Raw genomic sequence first — 19,755 nt, 5'->3', positions numbered from 1 at the left:
CGGGGCCGACCAACCCCCGCGGCTACGGGGCGGCCGGAGTCCGCTCCACCGCGGCAAGGATGGCCGCCCCCAGTTCCGCGGGCTTGGTGAACTGCGGCCAGTGCCCGGTGGGCAGGTCCACGTAGTCGACGTCGCGGATGCGGGAGAGTTCGGCCACGAACGGATGGCCCGCTGCAATCCACTCGCGCAGCATGGATGAGGGGAACTCGCAGGCGATGATGGTGGCGGGGACGTTGTAGCGGCGCTCATCGTGGAGCCGTTGCTTGTCATAGGCCACACCCTTGGGCTCCGGGATGGCGCGGGCGCGGAAGGCGGCGCGCAGTTCCTCGTCCAGATCCACCAGGTCCTCGTCGTCGAAGAGCTCCCACGGCGGCAGCGGAACGTCGTCGCCGTCGGCCGGCAGTTCATCGTTCACCACTCCGCCTTCCCCCAGCGGTCCGCTGTCCACGTAGATGGCGCGGGCTACGCGGTCCGGCCGCGCGTCCACGGCGCCGTGGATGATCGCGCCACCGCCGGAATGGCCCACCAGCACCACCGGACCCGCGATGCTGTCCGCTGCGGTGACGACGGCGTCGATGTGCGTTTGCAGGCCGATACCCCCGCGGGGTGCGTCGGCCGCCTCCAGTCCGGGCAAGGTCAACGGGTGGACCCGATGCCCCGCGGCCTCCAGCGGCGGGGTGACCTCCGACCATGACGATGCGTCCAACCAAAAACCGGGAACGAGGATGATGTCCATGGCCGCACCCTACGCGATCCGCTCGCCGGACGGGAGGCGCAACGCAGGCCTGGTGGGGGCCGAAACGTCATTTTCGTGTCGGGAAAAGTGGTCAACGTCACTATTTCGCTACGGAGGCGCTACTCTGGCGCAGGAAGGGAAACACATGGACATAGTTCTGGCATCCGGCAAGGGCACGCTCACCCTGGACGAAAGCGGAATCCTGCAGTTGGTCTGGGCCGGCGGGACAGTGCTCGAAACAGCCGACGCCGCCGAATCGGTCCTCGCGATCATGAAAATCAGCGCGGGCCGAATGCTGCCCCTGATGATCGACATCAGCGACGTCAAACTCACGGCCGGTGCCCGCAACCATTACCTGGAGAGCCGGTTTGTCTCTTCCGTGGCCCTGGTAGGCGAATCCAACGTGGACCGGGTGGTCGCCGCCTGGATGCGCCGCGGCAACGACTGCCCGCAACGCTATTTCACCTCCAGTGATGAAGCCCTGGAGTGGCTTGCCCAACCTGCCCTCTGCGAGGAAGCGCTGCCCCTCGCCACCTGAACCGGCCCCGCCGTCGGCCCTCCCCGCGACACCCCAACATATGGGCCCGCGAGGTTGGCCGGCTTTGACGTTACTGCGGAGTAGGGTTGGCGCGTTAACAGTTGAGCCTGAGGAGCTGAAGTGAAGTCTTTTGCATGTGGTGACGTCGTACCGGGTTGTGAATCCCGCTGGGTCTGCAGCACCGAGGACGAAATCCTCGTCCAGGTGGGCGCCCACGCGGCTGCCGTGCACGGACTGACCGAGCTGCCCGCCGAACTCGTGGAATCGGTCCACAAAGCCATCGTCCCGGTTAGTTGATACCGACTGCCGGCGGCGGGCCCGCCGGAGCAGGCGCAGAGGGGCGGCCTGACTGGGACGCCAACCTCACCGCGGCCTGCCGCGGCGAAGGCCTGGCCGCGGCCTACCAGCCCATTGTTGATACCGCGCGCGGCACAGTGGTGGGCTATGAGGCCTTGGCGCGTTTCCCGGGCTACACGGAGAAGAACCCCGAAGTGTGGTTCGCGGCCGCCCGCAGGAACGGCAGGGCCGCCGAGCTGGAAGCGGCGGCCCTCCGGACGGCACTCCAGGCCCGGCCCGCGCTGCCGCCGAACTGCTTTATGACCGTCAACGTCTCACCGGAGCTCCTGACCTCGGAATGTATCCGCAGCGTCTGGCGCGACGAGGGCAGGCTGGACGGCCTCATCGTCGAGCTCACGGAGCAGACCCCGATCGAGTCCTACGTGGAACTCGAACCGGACCTGAACCAGCTGCGGGCGGCCGGCGCGCTGATCGCCGTCGACGACGCCGGAGCCGGTTACGCGGGACTGCGCCACCTGCTGGCCCTGCGGCCGGCCATGATCAAGATCGACCGCGCCCTGATCCAGGACGTGGACCGCGATGAGGCCAAGCGGGCCCTGATTGACATGCTGGGCGCGTTTGCGAGCCGTGTGGATGCGTGGATCCTCGCCGAGGGTGTGGAACGGGCCGAGGAACTCGACGCGCTGGTGGCCCTGGGTGTGCCCCTCGTTCAGGGATACCACCTCGCCCGGCCCGCGCCGCCGTGGGCCGGCATCGACCTGGACCTGGCCCACCGCCTGGCCAGCACCCGGCCCGTGGCCCACAAAACAGTCATCCGCGATGTCGTCGAGCCGGCGACGACGGCGGCAGGAGTCACCCAGGCGGCCGAGGCCTTTGCCGGGAACCCCGCGCTGGAGGCCGTGGTGCTGCTGGGTGACCATCTGCGGCCCGTGGCGGTGCTCGACGCCGGTGCTTCCGCCCTGGGGGTGGTGAGCCCGGGGATGCGGGTGAACCTTGATACCCCGCTCAGCCAGGCGCTCGCCCGCTCGATGACCAGGCCGCGGAACCAACGGTTCGACATGCTCCTGGTGACCGACAACGCCGGCCGCTTCGCCGGCGTTGCCCGGATGGAGCGGATGATCGTGGCGCTCGCCGGCACCGAAGAGCCGGCGGCCGGCTAGGCCCACCTGAAGGCGGGCCGGCCGCCGTCGGTCGCGGTGCGAGGATGAGGGTATGCCTTTCCCCGATGACCCGCGTGACCCGCGTGACCCGTTGGCGGCGGAGCTGCCCGGCGGGATCAGCATCCGGCCGCTCCGCGTCTCCGACGCGGTCTTGCTGGGCGCCGCCTACCGGCGCAACCGTGACCACCTGGCGCCCTGGGAACCCGTCCGTCCGGACGGGTTCTTCACCACGGACGGCCAGCGCGCCAGCATCGGCGCAAAGCTCGACGAGTTCGCCGACGGCGCAGCGGTCCCGTGGATCCTGGTGGCCGGTGACCGTGCCGTGGGCACCATGACCCTGAGCGGGATCGTGCGCGGACCGTTCCTTAGCGCCAACCTCGGGTACTGGGTGGATGGGGATTTGTCCGGCCGGGGCATTGCCTCGGCCGCCGTCGCCCACGTTGTGGCGGCCGCGCGTGCCGAACTGGGGCTGCACCGCCTCCAGGCAGCCACCCTGCCGCACAATGCCGCCTCGCAGAAGGTGCTGCAGCGGGCCGGGTTCCGGGAAATCGGGTTCGCCCCCGACTACCTGCAGATCGCCGGCGCCTGGCAGGACCACGTCCTGTTCCAGCGCATCCTGGACTGAGGGACGGTCACCGCGCCGGGGCCAGACCCGGGCCGCATGGGAGACTCTGACGGTGACTGTCGAATCGTTCGGTGCCCTGCACCACGTCGAGCTGTGGGTACCCCATCTGGGCCGTGCGCGGGAGGAGTGGGGCTGGCTGCTGGCCCGGCTCGGCTATGACCAGCACCAGGACTGGACGCACGGGCGGAGCTGGCGGCGCGGGCCCACGTACATCGTGGTTGAGGAGTCACCGGACCTGAGCGGCCGGGCCCATCACCGCACCGCTCCCGGGCTGAACCACCTGGCGTTCTGGGCCGGGACCCGGGCGCAGGTGGACGCCGTGGCCGCGGACGCCCCGGCCCGCGGCTGGACCGAACTGTTCCCGGAGACGTACCCCCATGCCGGCGGCCCGGAACACTTTGCCGCCTACCTGGTCAACTCCGACGGCTTCGAAGTGGAGCTGATCGCGGCCGACTGAGGCGAAGGCCCGGCGGGTACCGTAATACCCATGAACATCATCCTGGCCGGCGGCGGACCGGATACCGTCACAACTCCGGTCGTTTTCGACCGCTTCGCCGACGGCGTTCGGCGCCGCGCAGGCGGACGCACCGCCCGGGTCGCCGTCGTGCTCTTTGACCGCGAAGGCAGCGCGGAGTACTTCCTGCCCGCCTACCTGGAGCCGCTGCATTCCCGCCTGGGCTGCGAGGTGGCGCCGGTCCTCATCCGCTCCCACGAACCGGCTGACCCTGGGATGTTCGACGGCGTCGACGGGATTGTCGTCGGCGGCGGCCCGACGCCCGAGTATCTGGCCGGCCTGCAGGGTTCGGCTCAGGCCATCCGGTCTGCGGCCGCGGACGGTGTGGCCTACTTGGGCTTCTCGGCCGGTGCCATGATCGCGCCGCAGCATGCGCTGGTAGGCGGCTACCGGCTCCGCGGCGTCGAGGTCTGCTCGGAGGAGTGCTCCGAAGGACTCGACGAGCTGGAGGTTCGCGACGGGCTGGGGCTGGTCCCGTTCGCCGTGGATGTCCATGCCGCGCAGGCCGGAACCCTGAGCCGGGCGGTGGCTGCCGTGGCTGGCGGACTCGTGGACCGGGCAGTGGCGGTGGACGAGAACACGGCCCTAGTGCTCCGGCACGCGGACCTGGCGGACATGGAGGTCATCGGCACCGGGAACTGCTGGTCCATCCGGGGCGCCGGGAACAAGGCGGCCGTAGCCGTCCTCAGCGCCGGCTGAGTCCGGCAAGATCACCCTTGCCGCCCGTTGTTACTGACGGGTAACATGTTGTTCATGCACCTGCTTCTGCGCACCCTCCTCCTGCTCCTCACGTCCTCGCGGCGCCCGCCACTGAGCATCTGGGACGCGTCCTCGCTGCCGCTGCGCGTGCTGCCCACGGACATCGATATCGCCATGCATGTCAATAACGGCATGTATTTTTCCCTGATGGACCTGGGCCGTTTCGACCTGATGGCGCGCAGCGGCATCTGGAAGGCGATGCGCCGGCGCGGCTGGACGCCGATGGCCGCGGGGGAGACCATCGCATTCAGGCGCTCCCTGCAGCTCTGGCAGCAGTACTCCATCGAGACCAGGATCATCGGGCTGGATGAGAAGGCGATCTATTTCGAACAGCGCATGGTGGTGGACGGCGAAATCTACGCGCGTGCCCACATCGCCACCCGACTGGTCAGCAAGGGAAAGCCGGTCAGCCAGGACGAGATCATCCGCGAATTCGGCGCCCCGCCGGCGGACCTGGAGCTGCCCGCCTGGATCCACGAATGGCGGGAAACCAACGCGCTGCCGGGCGCCCGCCGCGCTGCCCCGCACGCCTGGGCCTAGTCCGGCAGGGATGTGCCAACAGCGAAACGCGGGGGACTTTCGCAGGCGCCTCGCGTACCGTTGAACCATGGCAACCGTAGACATTACAGGTGAACAGTTCGCATCGACCGTCGAGGACAACGACATTGTCCTCGTAGACTTCTGGGCCGAATGGTGCGGCCCGTGCAAGCAGTTTGGCCCCACGTACTCGGCCGTCTCGGAGAAGCACCCGGACGTGGTGTTCTCCAAGGTGGACACCGAGGCGGAGCAGCAGCTCGCAGCCGAGGCCGGTATCACCTCCATCCCCACGCTGATGGCTTTCCGCGAAAAGGTGCTGGTGTTCTCCCAGCCCGGCGCGCTGAATGCCCAGCAGCTGGAGCAGGTTGTCGACGCCGTCAAGGCCCTCGACATGGAGGAAGTCCACGCACACGTGGCCCGCTCCCAAGCCGAGGCCGCCGCTACCCCGCAGGACGGCACGCAGATCCCGGACGCCTAGTCCCGGGACTCGGATCCCGGGCCGACGCCCCGGGCCACGACCCAACACCGCGGGGCCACCCCGCGCCCGTCCCGAGAGGGACTGCCGGCGCGGAGTGGCCCCGCGTTTTTGTTGGAGTTTCGGGAGCCTAGAGCTTTTCCAGCTTCACCGGCTCGGCCAGCAGCGCGCTCAGCGACTCGTTGAGGTCCTGCACCGCCGTGCCCTTGGAGTGCTTGTCCAGGTCTTCCTGGGAGGCCCACTGTTCGGTGAGGACCAGCTTGTCCTCGGTCGCTTCGGTGAGTTCGTAGCGCAGGCAGCCGGGCTCGTTGACCACCTCGTCGATGGCGATTTCCAGGGCGAGCTTCACGCGGAAGAATTCGCCCTCGTTGGGGATGAAAGTGGCCAGCAGGTCAATGGGTGCGCTCATGCCTTTCACCCTACCGAACGGCCGCGTTGTCATCGGAAACCGGCGGGAAGATTTCCTAGGACTTCCACGCTTCACCCTTCTCTTGCCGGCCGCCTGTTGGTAGCGTCGCACCATGCTTGCGTACACAGCCGGGGACACTGACGTCCCGCTGCTCGATGAGACCATTGGCGAGAACTTCGAGCGGATCGTCGCCCGGTTCCCCTTCCACGACGCCCTGATCGAGGCCGCCGCGGTTCCCGGCGGGGAAGCCCGCCGGTGGAGCTACACCAAGATGAACGACGACGTCGACCGGCTGGCCCGTGCGCTGCTGGCGGTCGGCGTGGCCAAGGGCGAGCGGGTGGGCATCTGGAGCCCGAACTGCGCCGAATGGACCATCCTGCAGTACGCCACGGCGAAGATCGGGGCGATCCTGGTCAACGTCAACCCGGCCTACCGCAGCCACGAACTCGAGTTCGTGGTCAAACAAAACGGCATGCGCATGCTGGTCGCGGCGCCGTCGGACAAAAACAGCGACTACACCGCCATGGCCCGGCAGGCCCTGGCCGCGTGCCCTGAACTGCACGAACTGGTGTTCCTGCCCGACGGCGGGCTGCCGGGCCTCACCGCCGGGGACCCGGAGAGCAGCGCGGAACAAACATTCGCCGAACTGCTGCGGCGGGCGGACGACGTCGCGCACTCCGGACTCAAAGCGCGGATGGCCGAGCTCACCCCGCACGACCCCATCAATCTGCAGTACACCTCCGGCACCACCGGCTTCCCCAAGGGCGCCACGCTCACGCACCACAATCTGCTCAACAACGGCTACTCCATCGGTGAATTGCTGGCGTATACCGAGCACGACCGCGTGGTGCTGCCGGTGCCCTTTTACCACTGCTTCGGGATGGTGATCGGCAACCTTGCAGCCTTCAGCCACGGTGCGGCCACCATCATCCCGGGCCGCGGATTCACGCCGGCCGCCGCCCTGGAATCCGTGCAGGACTTCGGCGGAACGTCGCTGTACGGCGTGCCCACCATGTTCATCGCCGAGCTCGCCCTCCCGGATTTCAGCAGCTACGACCTCTCCACGCTGCGCACCGGGGTCATGGCGGGCTCGCTGTGCCCCATCGAGGTGATGAACCGGGTGATCTCGGAGATGAACATGCGCGACGTCGCCATTTGCTACGGCATGACGGAGACCTCGCCCGTGTCCACCATGACGCGCGACGGCGACACCATGGCCCAGCGCACCGAGACCGTAGGCCGGACCATGCCGCACCTGGAGAGCAGGATCGTGGACCCGGCCACCGGGGAGACGTCCCAGCGCGGGGAAATCGGCGAGCTGTGCACCCGCGGATACTCCGTGATGCAGGGCTACTGGAACCAGCCGGACAAGACCGCCGAGGCCATCGACGCCGAGGGCTGGATGCACACCGGGGACCTCGCCCGGATGGACCAGGACGGCTACCTGGTCATCGAGGGCCGGATCAAGGACATGGTGATCCGCGGCGGCGAAAACATCTACCCGCGCGAGATCGAGGAGTTCCTCTACAGCCACCCCGACGTCCAGGACGTCCAAGTGATCGGCGTCCCGGATGCCACCTATGGCGAGGAACTGATGGCCTGCATCATCCTCAAGCCCGGGGCTGCGCCGCTGGATGCCGCGGCCCTTGCTGGCTACTGCCGCGGCAAGCTCGCACACTACAAAATCCCGCGCTACGTCGACGTCCGGGACAGTTTCCCGATGACGGTCTCCGGGAAGATCCGCAAGGTGGATATGCGGCAGGAGGCCGTGGCCCGGCTGCATCTGTAGTCCCCCCGGGATGGATGCCCCGGAGTGGAGGCAGGGCGGGCTCTCGGCCCGAAGCGCCCGGTCTAGTGCGCGCGGTGGTCCTGGATGGTCATCCGCGGACCGAAGACGGGTTTGCGGAATCCGCTGAGGCCGATCATCCGCACCACGCGCTGGCGGTGCCCGGCCCAGGGAGCCAGGAGCCGCAGCATCCCCGCGTCGTCGGTCCGGCGCCCGGTCAGTGCCGCGCCGACGTAGGCCGCCAGATGGTAGTCGCCCACCGCGATGGAGTCCGGGCACCCGTGCGTGCGCTGCACCACCTCGGCGGCCGTCCAGACGCCGACGCCGGGAATGGTCTGCAGCTTGGCGCCCGCTTCCGCGGCGGGGAGCTCTGCCAGTCGCTCCAGGGCGGCCGCGGACCGCAGGGCCCGCATGATGGTGGCCGACCGCTGCGGGCCAACCCCGGCCTTGTGCCACTCCCACGACGGAATCCGCAACCACTGCGCGGGCGTGGGCTGGAGCAGCAAGCCGACCGGGGCTACGGTACCCGCACCGGGGGCCGGGGTTCCGAAACGGTACACCAGGTAGCGGTAACCGCGGCGGGCCTCGATCACCGTGACTTTTTGCTCCATGATGGTGGGCACCAGGGCATCGACCATCCGGCCCGTGGAGGGAAGCCTGAGGGCGAGGTTCCGGCGCCGGGCCTCGACCACCATGCGGGGGAGTGTGGCGTGGAAGCCGGGTTCGTCGAAGGCGCTCCAGTCGTCGTCGCGCCCCAGCAGCCGCGGAACGGCGCCGATCGCCTCCGCCGCCCCGGGCCCCCAGGCGCGGGCCTCAACCCAGGGCGCAGCCGCAGGGCCGCCGGACGCCAGGCGGAGCGTCGCCGGGCCTGCCGGCGTCGTAAACGCCATCCAGAAGCCGTCCGGGGCGACCCGGATGGACGGATCGCCGTGGCCCCGGCGCAGGGTTCCGAGGGTCTGCATCAGGTCGAACGGCCCGCCCGGATGCCAGCGCAGAGAAGCGTCCGCCGCGGCAGGGGCGCAGGCGGGAAGTTCTGCTGAAGTCACCGGACTATGATCCCACGACGGGCCGACGGCCGGAGCATCCGCCAAGGGCCGCGGCTGCGTGCGGCCCCGTGCCGGGCGGCCCTTATCCGGGAGTGCCGGGCGGGACTAGAATCCGGCTGATGCATGGATGTCCGTGCCCGCCCCGGGTGCGGAGCCGATAGCGGTCAGGAGAGTGTGATGGCTGGTGGAGTGGTGCACTTTGAACTTCCCGCGGACGACGAGAACCGCGCCCGGGAGTTCTACACCTCGGTGTTCGGCTGGGGTTTCCAGGTTATGCCGGAGATGGACTACAGCCTGGCGATGACCACCCCGATGGGCGACGACGGCCGGCCCGCCGTGGCCGGATCGATCAACGGCGGCCTGTTCCGCCGCTCGGATCTGACCACGCCGGTGGTCACCGTGGACGTCGAGGACATTGACGACGCCCTGCGGCAGATCGTGGCCCTCGGCGGTTCAGTTCACCGGGAAAAGATGGAGGTCCCCGGCATGGGCTGGAACGCGTACTTCAAGGACACCGAAGGCAACGTGGTGGGGCTGTGGCAGAACGTACCCGACGCGGGGGAGGCCCCCGGAGACGCGCCCGCGGGGAGTGCCGGCAACGACATCGGCGCCTGAGCGCGGCTGCCTAGTGCATGCCGCTGGCCAGCCATAGGACCACCACCGCCGCCGGGACGGTCAGGACGACGGCGGCCAGGCCGGCCAAAGCGAAGCCGCCCCAGCGGATCTCGACGTTGAGGGCGCGCAGCCTCTCGTGCCACAGCAGGGTCGCCAGTGACGCCCACGGGCTCACGAGGGGGCCCAGGTTGACCCCGATCAGCAGGGCCGCGAGCCGCACCGGCGAACCGCCCACCGGTTCCAGCGCGAGGTAGGCGGGGAGGTTGTTGACCGCGTTCGCCGCGCCAGCCCCGAGCCCGGCCAGCTGCAGTAGGGCCGGGAGGCTGTCCCCGGAACCCGCGACGCCGGCAAGGACCCTGGCCAGGCCATTGGCGTGCAGGGCCTCCACCACCATAAACAGCCCGACGGTCAGCATCAGCGGCCGCCACGGAATCATGGACCAGCGCAGGCTCGACCGGCGGCGCCACAGAAACAGCACCAGGAGCGCCGCGGCCGCGGCTACGGCGGGGTACTGGACCGGAATCCCCGATACCAGGGCCGGCAGGAGCAGCAGCAGCACCCCGGCCGAGGAGTAGAGCAGCACCTTGTCCCGCACCCGGTGGGCCGGCTGCGGCTCGTACCGGCCGCGCAGGTCTTTGCGGAACGCCAGCCAGAGCAGGACCAGTGGCAACAGGATCCCGACGAGCGCGGGCGCCCACACCAGCGATGCGAACGCCGCCGGGCTCAGGCCCAGCCGCGACTGGGCCAGCAGGTTGGTCAGGTTGGACACCGGCAGCAGCAGCGAGGCCGTGTTGGCGAGCCAGATGGTGGTCAGGGCGAACGGAAGCGGCGGAATCCGGGCGTGGACGGCCAGCAGGACGACGACGGGCGTCACCAGCACCGCCGTCGTGTCCAGCGACAGGAACACAGTGGACACTGTCGCCAGCGCGATCACCAGGAACCACAGGAGGAGCACCCGGCCGCGGCCCAGTGCGGCCAGCCGGTCCGTGACGGTCCGGAACAACCCGGCGTCGTCCACCAGTTCGGTGACCAGGGACATCGCCACCACAAATCCCAGCACGGGGACGGTGCGGCCGGTGAGCTCCTCGAACGCGGGCCAGGGCAGCAGGCCGGTGGCCAGTGCCAGGGCGCCGACGACGAGCATGCCGCCCGGAACCAGGTAGCTCCGCAGCGTCTTCCACCAGGACCGTTTCTTCACCGGCTAATCGTCGCACCTGCCGGGCGGCGGCGGCACCGCGACGTGGTCCCCGGTGCAAAGACGGTAACTTTGTACCTATGAAGTACGCGCAGTCCATCCTGGACCTCATCGGCAACACGCCGCTCGTCAAACTCAACCACGTCACCGAGGGCATCGCCGCCACGGTCCTGGTCAAGCTSGAATACCTGAACCCSGGCGGCTCCATCAAGGACCGCATCGCCGCCAAGATGATCGAAGAGGCCGAGCGCAGCGGAAAGCTCCAGCCCGGCGGGACCATCGTGGAGCCCACGTCCGGCAACACCGGGGTGGGCCTGGCCCTCGTCGCGCAGCAGAAGGGCTACCGCTGCATCTTCGTGGTCCCGGACAAGGTCGGCGAGGACAAGCGCGCCGTACTTCAGGCCTACGGCGCCGAAGTTGTGGTCACACCCACCGCCGTCGCCCCCGACAGCCCGCAGAGCTACTACGGTGTCTCGGACCGCCTGGTCACCGAGATCCCCGGCGCCTACAAGCCGGACCAGTTCTCCAACCCCGCCGCTCCCGCCAGCCACTACGAGTCCACCGGCCCGGAAATCTGGCAGGACACCGACGGCAAAATCACGCACTGCGTGATCGGCGCCGGCACCGGCGGCACCATCACCGGCACCGGCCGGTACCTCAAGGAAGTCTCCGCGGACCGTTCCGCTGCCGACGGCGGCGTGGTCAAGATCATCGGCGCCGACCCGTCCGGCTCGGTCTACTCCGGCGGCACCGGAAGGCCCTACTTCGTTGAGGGCGTCGGCGAGGACATGTGGCCGGCCAACTACGACAAGGCGGTGCCGGACGACGTCATCGCCGTCAGCGACGCCGATTCGTTCGCCATGACCCGCCGCCTGGCCCGCGAAGAGGGCCTGCTGGTCGGCGGGTCCTCCGGCATGGCCGTCGTCGCCGCCCTGCAGGCCGCCAAGGACCTGCCGGCGGACGCCGTCGTCGTCGTTATCCTGCCCGATTCCGGCCGCGGCTACCTGGCCAAGATCTTCAACGACCAGTGGATGCGCAGCTACGGCTTCCTGTCCGGCGGCGACGAGGCATCGGTGGGCGAGGTGCTCAAGGCCAAGACCGGCGAGCTGCCGGACCTGGTGCACATCCACCCCAACGAGAGCGTCCGCGACGTCATCAACATCATGAACGAATACGGCGTCTCGCACATCCCGGTGCTTTCGCAGGAGCCGCCCGTGGTGATGGGCGAGGTTCTCGGTGCCGTGGACGAACGCACCCTGACCGCCAAGCTCTTCCGCGGCGAGGCGAACCTCACCGACAAGATCTCCGAGCACATGGAGGCCCGCCTGCCGGTCATCGGTTCGCTCGAATCGATCTCCGCGGCCCGCGAGCTCCTCTCCGACACCGACACCCTTATGGTGACGTTCGTCGGCGCCCCGGTGGGGATCCTGACCCGCCACGACCTCCTCGCCTACCTCAGCAACTGACAAGTTCAAGGAGTCCCATGTCCCAGCCAGAAAGCTCTTCCACGACCAGCGCCGGCTTCAACACCCGCGCCGTGCACGCCGGCCAGGCCTTCGAACCGCGCACCGGCGCCGTGGTGCCCCCGGTGCACTTCTCCTCCACCTACGCCCAGGACGGGATCGGCGGCCTCCGCGCCGGCTACGAATACGGCCGCGGCACCAACCCCACCCGTGACGCGCTGCAGGAGCAGCTCGCCGCGCTGGAGGGCGGCACCGCCGCGTTCTCCTTCGGCTCGGGCCTGGCCGCGGAGGATTCGATGATCCGCGCCCTCACCCGTCCCGGCGACCACATTGTGCTCGGGAACGACGCCTACGGCGGCACGTACCGGCTGATCAGCCGGGTCCTGGGCGAGTGGGGGATCGGCAACACCCCGGTGGACATGTCCGACCTCGACGCCGTCGCCAAGGCCGTCGCCGCCAACAAGACCCGCCTCGTGTGGGTGGAGACGCCGTCGAACCCGATGATGAAAATCACCGACATCAAGGCGCTCGCCAAGGTGGCGCACGACGCCGGTGCCCTCCTCGTGGTGGACAACACCTTCGCCTCGCCGTACCTGCAGAACCCGCTGGCCCTCGGCGCCGACATCGTGGTGCACTCCACCACCAAGTACATCGGCGGCCACTCCGACGTCGTCGGCGGCGCGATCATCGTCAATGACGCGGAGCTGGCCGAGAAGATCGGCTTCGTGCAGTTCGCCGTCGGTGCCGTCTCCGGCCCGATGGATGCCTTCCTCACCACCCGCGGGCTCAAGACCCTCGGTGTGCGGATGGACCGGCACAGCGACAACGCGCAGGCAGTGGCCGAGTGGCTGCTGGAGCGTCCCGAAGTGGAGGCCGTCCTGTACCCGGGCCTGCCCTCCCACCCGGGCCACGAGCTGGCCAAGAAGCAGATGAAGAAGTTCGGCGGCATGATCTCCGTGCAGTTCAAGGGCGGCGAAGCAGCGGCACGCACCGTGGCCGAGTCCACGTCGGTGTTCACCCTGGCCGAGTCCCTCGGCGGCATCGAGTCGCTGATGAACTACCCCTCCGAGATGACGCACGCCTCGGTCAAGGGCACCGAACTGGCCGTCCCGGAGAACCTGATCCGGCTCTCCTGCGGCATCGAGGACGTCGAGGACCTGATCGCGGACCTTGAGCAGGCGTTCGCGCGCATTCAGACGGGCAGCTAGCCTCCGGTGACCGTCACGTCCAGGGCAGCCGGCTCCACCACCCGCGGCTGGATTGCGACGGCGGCCGGAGCGGCCGCCGTCGTCGCCGCCCTGGTGGTGCTGTACTCGGCGTATATCCCGTTGATGAACGACTTCGAGGTCTACTTCTACGGCGGGAACCGCGTGCTGCAGACCGGCGAGGCGGGCGTCAACGAGCTCTACGCCCCCCGGGACGGGCTCCCGTTCACGTACCCGCCGTTCGCGGCGCTGATCTTCGCCGCCATGGCCGCCCTGGGCCAGGGCACCGGCAGCCTGATCTTCATTTCGACCGCGCTGCTCGGCGCCGGCGTCGTCTCCGCCTGGCTCACCCGGCACTACTTCGGGCTGGGGGGCTGGTGGGCCGCCGTCGCGGACTGGCGCTTCCGGGCCGTCGCCCTGGCCGGCACCGCGGCGATCCTGCTGCTGGGGCCGTGGCGGGACACCTTCGACTTCGGCCAGATCAACATCATCCTGATGGGCCTGATCCTGGCCGACTTCGCGCTGTACGGAAAATCCCGGGCCGGGGAAGTCCGCTGGCCGGCGGGCCTGCTGATCGGCATCGCGGCCGGCATCAAGCTGACGCCGCTCGCATTCGGCCTCTACTTCCTGGTGCGGCGCGACTTCAAGGCCCTCGGCTGGATGGCCGCCGGCTTCTTCGGCTCCATCGGCCTCGCGTGGGCCCTCCTGCCCGCGGCCTCGGTGACGTTCTGGACCAAGATCCTGCCGGATACCGGACGGATCGGCGGTCCCGGGTACGTGGACAACCTCTCGGTCAAGGGCCTGCTGCTGCACCTGGGACTGCCGGATTCGACCCTGACCTCGATGATCTGGCTGGTGCTGGCCCTGGCGCTGGCCGCCGTGGCCGCGCTGGTGATCAAGTGGGCTGTCGACGCGGACGAAAACTTCGTTGCGGTGTCCGCCACCGCCCTGCTGATGCTCCTGATCAGCCCCGTGTCCTGGTCGCACCACTGGGTCTGGATGGCCGTGGCGCTGCCGTGCATGGGCTTCGCGATCCACCGGGTTCCCTCCCGCAACGGCCGGATGCGGCTGGCCGGCTGGATCATCGTGGCCGCGTCCGCCGTCGCGTTCTACCTCACGCCGAAGTACCTGGCCGTGCTGGCCGGGGCGCACGAGTGGGGCAAGGACCCGGTCACCCAGTGGCAGCTCACGCTCGCCAGCCTGGGCGTGGTGTGCGGGACGGCGATGCTGGCCTACTGGGCCCTGGCCTACCGGCCGTCCCGCGCCGCGCTGCGGGCGGACGGGCTCCCGGCGGCCTAGCTCCGCCCCGCACGGCCCTGGCGGCCTAGCCAACTCGGCGCGAGGTATGGCTTTCTTGAAGAAAGTCAGCTACGGTTCACGGCATGGCACTTCGATCCGACTGGTCCGGGCGCACCTGCAGCATGGCCCGGGGCCTCGACATCCTCGGCGACCCGTGGGGCATGCTGGTCCTGCGCGAAATCTTCTTCGGCAACGGCCGCTTCGAGGCCATCAAGGCACGGCTCGGGGCGGCGGACTCGGTCCTCACCCGGCGGCTCGCGGCACTAGTCGACGCCGGTCTGCTCACCCGCAGCCCCTACGACGACGGCGGCCGGCAACGCCAGGAGTACGTGCTGACCGCCAAGGGTGAGGACGCCCTCCCGGTGCTGAACGCCGTCGTGATCTGGGCCGAGAAGCACCTGCCCGCGCCGTCGGACCAGGCCCACATGTACGTGGTGCACCGCGGCTGCGGCCAGCGCACCACCTCGGCCGACACCTGTACGGCCTGCGGGGAGCGGCTCACCGCAGACAACACTAGCTGGCACAGCCTCACCCGGACCGCCGCGCCGGTACCCCTCGCCACCGCACCGGCGGCCAGCACGGACGGATCCGCAGCATGAGCGCACAGCAGACCACCCCCCGACCCACGGCCCGGCGCCGCCTGCATCCGGCCTGGATGGTCGCCGCCGTCGCCTTCCTGGCGCTGGTGGGCGCCGCAGGGTTCCGGGCCGCCCCGGGCGTGCTGATGGTGCCGCTGCAGACCGAGTTCGGCTGGTCCACCACTGTCCTCTCCGCCGCCGTCAGCATCAACCTGGTGCTGTTCGGACTGACGGCCCCGTTCGCCGCAGCCTTGATGGAGCGCTTCGGCATCCGCGCGGTCACTGCCGTGGCGCTGGTGCTGATCGGGGCCGGCAGCGCCCTGACCGTGCTGGTCAACCAGTCCTGGCAGATCCTGCTGACCTGGGGGCTGCTGATCGGGCTCGGCACCGGGTCCATGGCCCTGGTCTTCGCCGCCACCATCGCCAACACCTGGTTCGTCAAAAGCCGCGGCCTGGTCATCGGCATCCTCACCGCGGGCAGCGCCGCCGGACAGCTGGTCTTCCTCCCCTTTATCGCTGCCCTCGCCCAGAGCCCGGGCTGGCGGCAGGCCTCCCTGCTGATCGCCGCAGGCGCCCTGGCCGTGGTGCCGCTGGTGCTGAAGTTCCTGAAAAACTCACCGGCCGACGTCGGGGCGCAGCCTTACGGCGCTACACCGGTTGCGGATGACGCCGACGCCGGCGCCGCCGAGACAGCCGCCACGGCTTCCGGGGAGCCCAGCCGGAACGCCGCCGTCCGTGCGCTGCAGGTCCTCAAGCGCGCCAGCAAGGTGCGGACCTTCTGGGCGCTGGTGGCAGGCTTCGCCATCTGCGGCGCCACCACCAACGGCCTGATCGGCACCCACTTCATCCCCTCGGCGCACGACCACGGGATGCCCGAAACCACGGCCGCCGGCCTGCTCGCCGTCGTCGGAATCTTCGACATCATCGGCACCATCGCCTCGGGCTGGCTGACCGACCGCTTCAATCCGCGGATCCTGCTCGCCGTCTACTACCAGTTCCGCGGGATCGGGCTGCTGGTGCTGCCGCTCCTGCTCAGCGCCGAGGTGCAGCCCAGCATGATCGTCTTTGTGGTCATCTACGGCCTGGACTGGGTGGCCACCGTGCCGCCGACGGCCGCCATCTGCCGGCAGGTGTTCGGCGCGGACGGCAGCGTGGTGTTCGGCTGGGTCTTCGCCGCGCACCAGCTCGGCGCGGCCGCGGCGGCGCTGGCAGCCGGTGCCGTCCGCGACGCGACAGGACAGTACACCTACGCATGGTTCGCCGCCGCGGCCATGTGCACCATCGCCGCCGTCATCAGCGCAACCATCCGCAAGGACGCCGGGAAGAAGGCCGCGGTTCCGGTCCCGGCCTAGGCCGACGCTAGGCTGGGGCCATGGTCTCCGCTCAGCCCCTGCCCGAGAGCCAGGACGCACCCACTGCCGCCACCCAGCCCGGGCAGCGCAAGACGGCGCTGGTGACCGGCGTCGGACGGCTCGCCGGCATCGGTGCCGGCATCGCGCGGCGGCTCGCCGCCGACGGCTGGGACCTGGTGCTGACGTATTGGCAGGAGTACGACGCACGGATGCCCTGGGGGATCCGCCCGGACGATGTCGAACGCCTCACGGCCGAGCTGCAGGCCATCGGGGCGGCGGTAGTGGCCGTACCCGCCGACTTCGAGGATCCGGACGCCGTGGACCGGCTGATGGCCGCCGCCGCGGACGAAGCCGGCGTCCTGCAGGGCCTTGTGCTCAGCCACGCGGAGTCCGTGGACTCCGGCATCCTCGACACGAGCCTGGAGAGCTTTGAGCGGCATTTCGCCGTCAACACCCGGGCCAGCTGGCAGCTGATCGCGGCCTTTGCCCGGCAGGCGCCCGCGGACGGTGGCGCGATCGTGGCCCTGACCAGCGACCACACCGCGTTCAACCTGCCCTATGGCGCGTCCAAGGGTGCCCTGGACCGGATTGTCATCGCGGCCGGCCGGGAGCTTGGCCCGCGGGGGATCAGCGCCAATGTGCTCAACCCGGGGCCGGTGGACACCGGGTGGATGGACGTTGAAACGCGCGAAGACCTGGCCCGGCGGCAGCCCGGCGGCCGGCTGGGAACCCCCGCCGACGTGGCCGGGACCGTGGCGTTCCTGCTCTCACCCGAGGGCCGCTGGGTGTCCGGCCAGCTGGTCAAGGCCGACGGCGGTTTCTCCGCCTGAGTTTCCCGCGACGTGCCAACTCCGGCTCAACGGAAGGCGGCAAGCCCGGTGATGTGCTGGCCGAGGACCAGGGTGTGGACCTCGTCGGTGCCTTCGTAGGTGCGCACCGACTCAAGGTTGGCGGCATGCCGGAGCGGCGAGTAGTCCAGGGTGATGCCGTTGCCGCCGAGGACGGTGCGGGCTTCGCGGGCAATCGCGATCGCCTCACGCACGTTGTTCAACTTCCCGAGCGAGATCTGCTCCGGCCGCAGTTTCCCGGCGTCCTTGAGCCGGCCCAGCTGCAGCGCAAGCAGCGTGCCCTTCTGGATTTCCAGCAGCATGTTCACCAGTTTTTCCTGCGTGAGCTGGTAGCCGGCCAACGGTTTGCCGAACTGCAGCCGGTCCTGCGCGTACTGGAGCGCCGCCTCATACGAGTCCCGGGCCGCGCCCATCGCACCCCAGGCGATTCCGTACCTCGCCTCGTTCAGGCAACTGAACGGCCCGCGCAGCCCGCGCGCGGCAGGAAGCTGCGCCTCGGGCCCCAGCCGGACGCCGTCGAACGCCACATCGCACTGGATCGAGGCACGCATGGACAGCTTCTGCCCGATCGGCGTGGCCGTGACCCCGGGGGTGCCGGCCGGTACGAGGAAGCCGCGCACGCCGTCGTCGGTCATGGCCCAGACCACCAGGACATCGGCCACGGAGGCGAGTCCGATCCAGCGCTTGGCGCCGTCCAGGATCCAGCCGGCGTCCTCGCCGGTGCCGTCCCGGCGGGCGAAGGTCTGCATGGCGGCGGGGTCTGAGCCGGCCGTCGGTTCGGTGAGGGCGAAGCAGCCGATCAGTTCGCCGGCGGCCATCCGGGGGAGCCACTGGGTTTTCTGTTCCTCCGAGCCCCACAGATGGATGGCGGTCATGGCGAGGGACCCCTGCACCGAGACGAAGGTGCGGATCCCGGAGTCGCCGGCCTCGAGCTCCATCGCGGCCAGCCCGTATTCGACGGCGGAGCGGCCCGGGCAGCCGTAGCCCTCCAGTTGCATGCCGAGCACACCGAGCTCGCCCAGTTCCGCAGCCAGCTCGAGCGGGAAGACCCCGTCCTCGTACCAGCGCGCGATGCCGGGCCGGATCCGCTGCCGGGTGAAATCGCGGACCTTTTCGCGCACGTCCAGCTCCGCGGCGCTCAGGAGGGAATCGATTGCCAGGACATCGGACACGTCTGTTGCTCCACCACTGCTCATGGGAGCATCCTACGTTCCGCGGCGGCTGGCTCCCGCGCCGCAACGGCGCCGCATGCGCCCCGGAAACGGCCTCCAGCCCGTCAACCGCTGCGGGCCTACACTGGTGCCATGGACACCGCTACCGTTCTCGCCGTCTGCCGGGTGCACCAGCTGCTCAGTGACGAGGGCCGGCTGGGCGTGACCGCCATCGACAAGCGTCCCGTGGAGGGGCCCGTCAAGGTCCACCGGCTGGGCCTGCGCGGGGACGTCCAGGCGGACCGGGTGGACCACGGCGGTGAGGACCAGGCGCTCTACGCGTACGCCCAGGCCGACGCCGACTACTGGGCCGCGGAGCTCGGCCGCGACGTCCCGCCCGGCTACTTCGGCGAGAACCTCCGGGTCGCCGGCATCGACGCCACCAACGCGGTGATCGGCGAACGCTGGAAGATCGGCCTGGACCTCGAGGTCGAGGTCACCTCACCCCGCCGGCCGTGCAGCACGTTCCAGCGGCGGGTGGACGAACCCCACTGGGTCAAGCGGTTCACCGAGGCAGGCCGGGTGGGCACCTACCTGCGGGTGGTCCGCACCGGATCCGTCCAGGCCGGGGACCACATCCACCGGCTGTACGTCCCGGCCCACGGGGTAACGATCGGCAAATGGTTCACCGCCCCCACCGTCCAGGACATGGAAGCGCTGCGCGACGCCGACGCCGACGGCCTGATCCGCCTGCAGCCGGAGTACCAGCAGGAATTCGCCAAGGTCCAGGCGCGCGGCTAGCCCTGCGGCACGGGCCGGTGTGCGCAAGCTCACCGCCGCCGTCGGGCCTCCCGGTTGGCACCTATGCCGCCGCATGCCCTACACTTGAAACATCCCCCACTCCGGAAATCCCTTATTCCTGCCCAATTTTTGAGGCAGGACTGGTAAGTGTTGGGGCCCGCTACTGTGATGCGGGCATTTTCATAGGGAGAGCCGGCTAAAGAAAACGCTGTACAGACTGCTGGGATAGCAGCCAAGAGTTGCAGCGGGAAGTCCTGCCATGGGATTGCGAAAGCGCCGGACTTCTATGTGACCGGCCGGTCAACGTTTGCCCGGCGCCTACTGTCACGCGTACTGCGGCTCCGCTCACCTCGGGTTGTGCCGCCT

22 protein-coding genes are annotated in these 19,755 nt (G+C 69.5%); 17 read left to right on the top strand and 5 right to left on the bottom strand.

Annotated elements, in window-relative coordinates:
• Positions 1–22: 22 nt before the first annotated feature.
• Positions 23–736: an alpha/beta fold hydrolase gene (locus AC1DBE_RS11055; RefSeq protein WP_476970541.1), complete on the bottom strand. Its 714-nt coding sequence runs from the start codon at positions 734–736 to the stop codon at positions 23–25.
• A 145-nt stretch (positions 737–881) separates the two neighbouring features.
• Here AC1DBE_RS11055 and AC1DBE_RS11050 point away from each other — a divergent pair, with 145 nt between their 5' ends.
• The 8 genes from AC1DBE_RS11050 (at position 882) to trxA (ending at position 5,644) form a co-directional block, all read left to right on the top strand.
• Positions 882–1,274, top strand: coding sequence for a DUF7793 family protein (locus AC1DBE_RS11050; protein ID WP_476880274.1), 393 nt, complete (start codon positions 882–884; stop codon positions 1,272–1,274).
• 120 nt (positions 1,275–1,394) lie between these two features.
• Positions 1,395–1,571, top strand: a complete 177-nt coding sequence (locus tag AC1DBE_RS11045) for a DUF1059 domain-containing protein (protein WP_476903126.1) — start codon at positions 1,395–1,397, stop codon at positions 1,569–1,571.
• Positions 1,568–2,731 (top strand): EAL domain-containing protein, encoded by a 1,164-nt coding sequence (locus AC1DBE_RS11040; RefSeq protein ID WP_476879532.1) that lies wholly within the window; start codon positions 1,568–1,570, stop codon positions 2,729–2,731. Before AC1DBE_RS11045 ends, AC1DBE_RS11040 begins: the two co-directional genes overlap by 4 nt.
• A gap of 52 nt (positions 2,732–2,783) precedes the next feature.
• Positions 2,784–3,356 (top strand): GNAT family N-acetyltransferase, encoded by a 573-nt coding sequence (locus AC1DBE_RS11035; protein WP_476970540.1) that lies wholly within the window; start codon positions 2,784–2,786, stop codon positions 3,354–3,356.
• Between the two features lie 52 nt (positions 3,357–3,408).
• Positions 3,409–3,813: a VOC family protein gene (locus AC1DBE_RS11030; RefSeq protein WP_476879530.1), complete on the top strand. Its 405-nt coding sequence runs from the start codon at positions 3,409–3,411 to the stop codon at positions 3,811–3,813.
• A gap of 30 nt (positions 3,814–3,843) precedes the next feature.
• Positions 3,844–4,569 (top strand): Type 1 glutamine amidotransferase-like domain-containing protein, encoded by a 726-nt coding sequence (locus AC1DBE_RS11025; protein WP_476970539.1) that lies wholly within the window; start codon positions 3,844–3,846, stop codon positions 4,567–4,569.
• 54 nt (positions 4,570–4,623) lie between these two features.
• Positions 4,624–5,169, top strand: coding sequence for an acyl-CoA thioesterase (locus AC1DBE_RS11020; RefSeq protein ID WP_476970538.1), 546 nt, complete (start codon positions 4,624–4,626; stop codon positions 5,167–5,169).
• 67 nt (positions 5,170–5,236) lie between these two features.
• Positions 5,237–5,644, top strand: a complete 408-nt coding sequence (gene trxA, locus AC1DBE_RS11015; protein ID WP_476879527.1) for a thioredoxin — start codon at positions 5,237–5,239, stop codon at positions 5,642–5,644.
• A gap of 127 nt (positions 5,645–5,771) precedes the next feature.
• Here trxA and AC1DBE_RS11010 read toward each other — a convergent pair whose 3' ends face one another.
• The gene (locus tag AC1DBE_RS11010) at positions 5,772–6,050 is read right to left on the bottom strand and encodes a putative quinol monooxygenase (RefSeq protein ID WP_476970537.1); all 279 of its coding nucleotides are present in this window, start codon (positions 6,048–6,050) and stop codon (positions 5,772–5,774) included.
• A gap of 112 nt (positions 6,051–6,162) precedes the next feature.
• Between AC1DBE_RS11010 and AC1DBE_RS11005 the strand changes: the two genes are divergently transcribed.
• The gene (locus AC1DBE_RS11005) at positions 6,163–7,839 is read left to right on the top strand and encodes an AMP-binding protein (RefSeq protein ID WP_476970536.1); all 1,677 of its coding nucleotides are present in this window, start codon (positions 6,163–6,165) and stop codon (positions 7,837–7,839) included.
• Positions 7,840–7,901: 62 nt separating this feature from the next.
• On the opposite strand, the gene AC1DBE_RS11000 is transcribed toward AC1DBE_RS11005, so the two are convergent.
• A complete protein-coding gene (locus tag AC1DBE_RS11000) occupies positions 7,902–8,882 on the bottom strand; it encodes a DNA-3-methyladenine glycosylase family protein (RefSeq protein ID WP_476970535.1) in 981 nt (326 codons plus the stop codon).
• A gap of 177 nt (positions 8,883–9,059) precedes the next feature.
• Here AC1DBE_RS11000 and AC1DBE_RS10995 point away from each other — a divergent pair, with 177 nt between their 5' ends.
• The gene (locus AC1DBE_RS10995; protein WP_476970534.1) at positions 9,060–9,497 is read left to right on the top strand and encodes a VOC family protein; all 438 of its coding nucleotides are present in this window, start codon (positions 9,060–9,062) and stop codon (positions 9,495–9,497) included.
• Between the two features lie 10 nt (positions 9,498–9,507).
• Here AC1DBE_RS10995 and AC1DBE_RS10990 read toward each other — a convergent pair whose 3' ends face one another.
• Positions 9,508–10,641, bottom strand: a complete 1,134-nt coding sequence (locus AC1DBE_RS10990; protein ID WP_476970587.1) for an SLC13 family permease — start codon at positions 10,639–10,641, stop codon at positions 9,508–9,510.
• Between the two features lie 131 nt (positions 10,642–10,772).
• On the opposite strand from AC1DBE_RS10990, the gene AC1DBE_RS10985 reads away from it, so the two are divergent.
• The 6 genes from AC1DBE_RS10985 (at position 10,773) to AC1DBE_RS10960 (ending at position 17,419) form a co-directional block, all read left to right on the top strand.
• Positions 10,773–12,158 carry a cystathionine beta-synthase gene (locus AC1DBE_RS10985; protein WP_476970533.1) on the top strand — a complete coding sequence of 462 codons (1,386 nt, stop codon included), beginning with the start codon at positions 10,773–10,775 and terminating at the stop codon, positions 12,156–12,158.
• A gap of 17 nt (positions 12,159–12,175) precedes the next feature.
• Positions 12,176–13,363: a cystathionine gamma-synthase gene (locus tag AC1DBE_RS10980; RefSeq protein ID WP_476970532.1), complete on the top strand. Its 1,188-nt coding sequence runs from the start codon at positions 12,176–12,178 to the stop codon at positions 13,361–13,363.
• A gap of 6 nt (positions 13,364–13,369) precedes the next feature.
• Positions 13,370–14,659 carry a glycosyltransferase 87 family protein gene (locus tag AC1DBE_RS10975; RefSeq protein ID WP_476970531.1) on the top strand — a complete coding sequence of 430 codons (1,290 nt, stop codon included), beginning with the start codon at positions 13,370–13,372 and terminating at the stop codon, positions 14,657–14,659.
• Between the two features lie 83 nt (positions 14,660–14,742).
• Positions 14,743–15,258, top strand: a complete 516-nt coding sequence (locus AC1DBE_RS10970; RefSeq protein ID WP_476970530.1) for a winged helix-turn-helix transcriptional regulator — start codon at positions 14,743–14,745, stop codon at positions 15,256–15,258.
• On the top strand, positions 15,255–16,589 hold the full coding sequence (locus AC1DBE_RS10965) for an MFS transporter (protein WP_476970529.1): 1,335 nt from the start codon (positions 15,255–15,257) through the stop codon (positions 16,587–16,589). The genes AC1DBE_RS10970 and AC1DBE_RS10965 overlap by 4 nt, the downstream gene beginning before the upstream one ends.
• 20 nt (positions 16,590–16,609) lie before the next feature.
• Complete coding sequence (locus AC1DBE_RS10960) at positions 16,610–17,419, top strand: SDR family oxidoreductase (protein WP_476970528.1); 810 nt, start codon at positions 16,610–16,612, stop codon at positions 17,417–17,419.
• 26 nt (positions 17,420–17,445) lie between these two features.
• Here AC1DBE_RS10960 and AC1DBE_RS10955 read toward each other — a convergent pair whose 3' ends face one another.
• Positions 17,446–18,633, bottom strand: a complete 1,188-nt coding sequence (locus tag AC1DBE_RS10955) for an acyl-CoA dehydrogenase family protein (RefSeq protein ID WP_476970527.1) — start codon at positions 18,631–18,633, stop codon at positions 17,446–17,448.
• A 108-nt stretch (positions 18,634–18,741) separates the two neighbouring features.
• Between AC1DBE_RS10955 and AC1DBE_RS10950 the strand changes: the two genes are divergently transcribed.
• Positions 18,742–19,389, top strand: a complete 648-nt coding sequence (locus tag AC1DBE_RS10950) for an MOSC domain-containing protein (protein WP_476970526.1) — start codon at positions 18,742–18,744, stop codon at positions 19,387–19,389.
• The last annotated feature ends 366 nt before the right edge of the window (positions 19,390–19,755 follow it).

It is taken from the genome of Arthrobacter sp. 10T416 (assembly GCF_056394165.1).
Note: the sequence above shows the minus strand (reverse complement) of the source record. Positions and strands in the feature narration are given on the sequence as shown.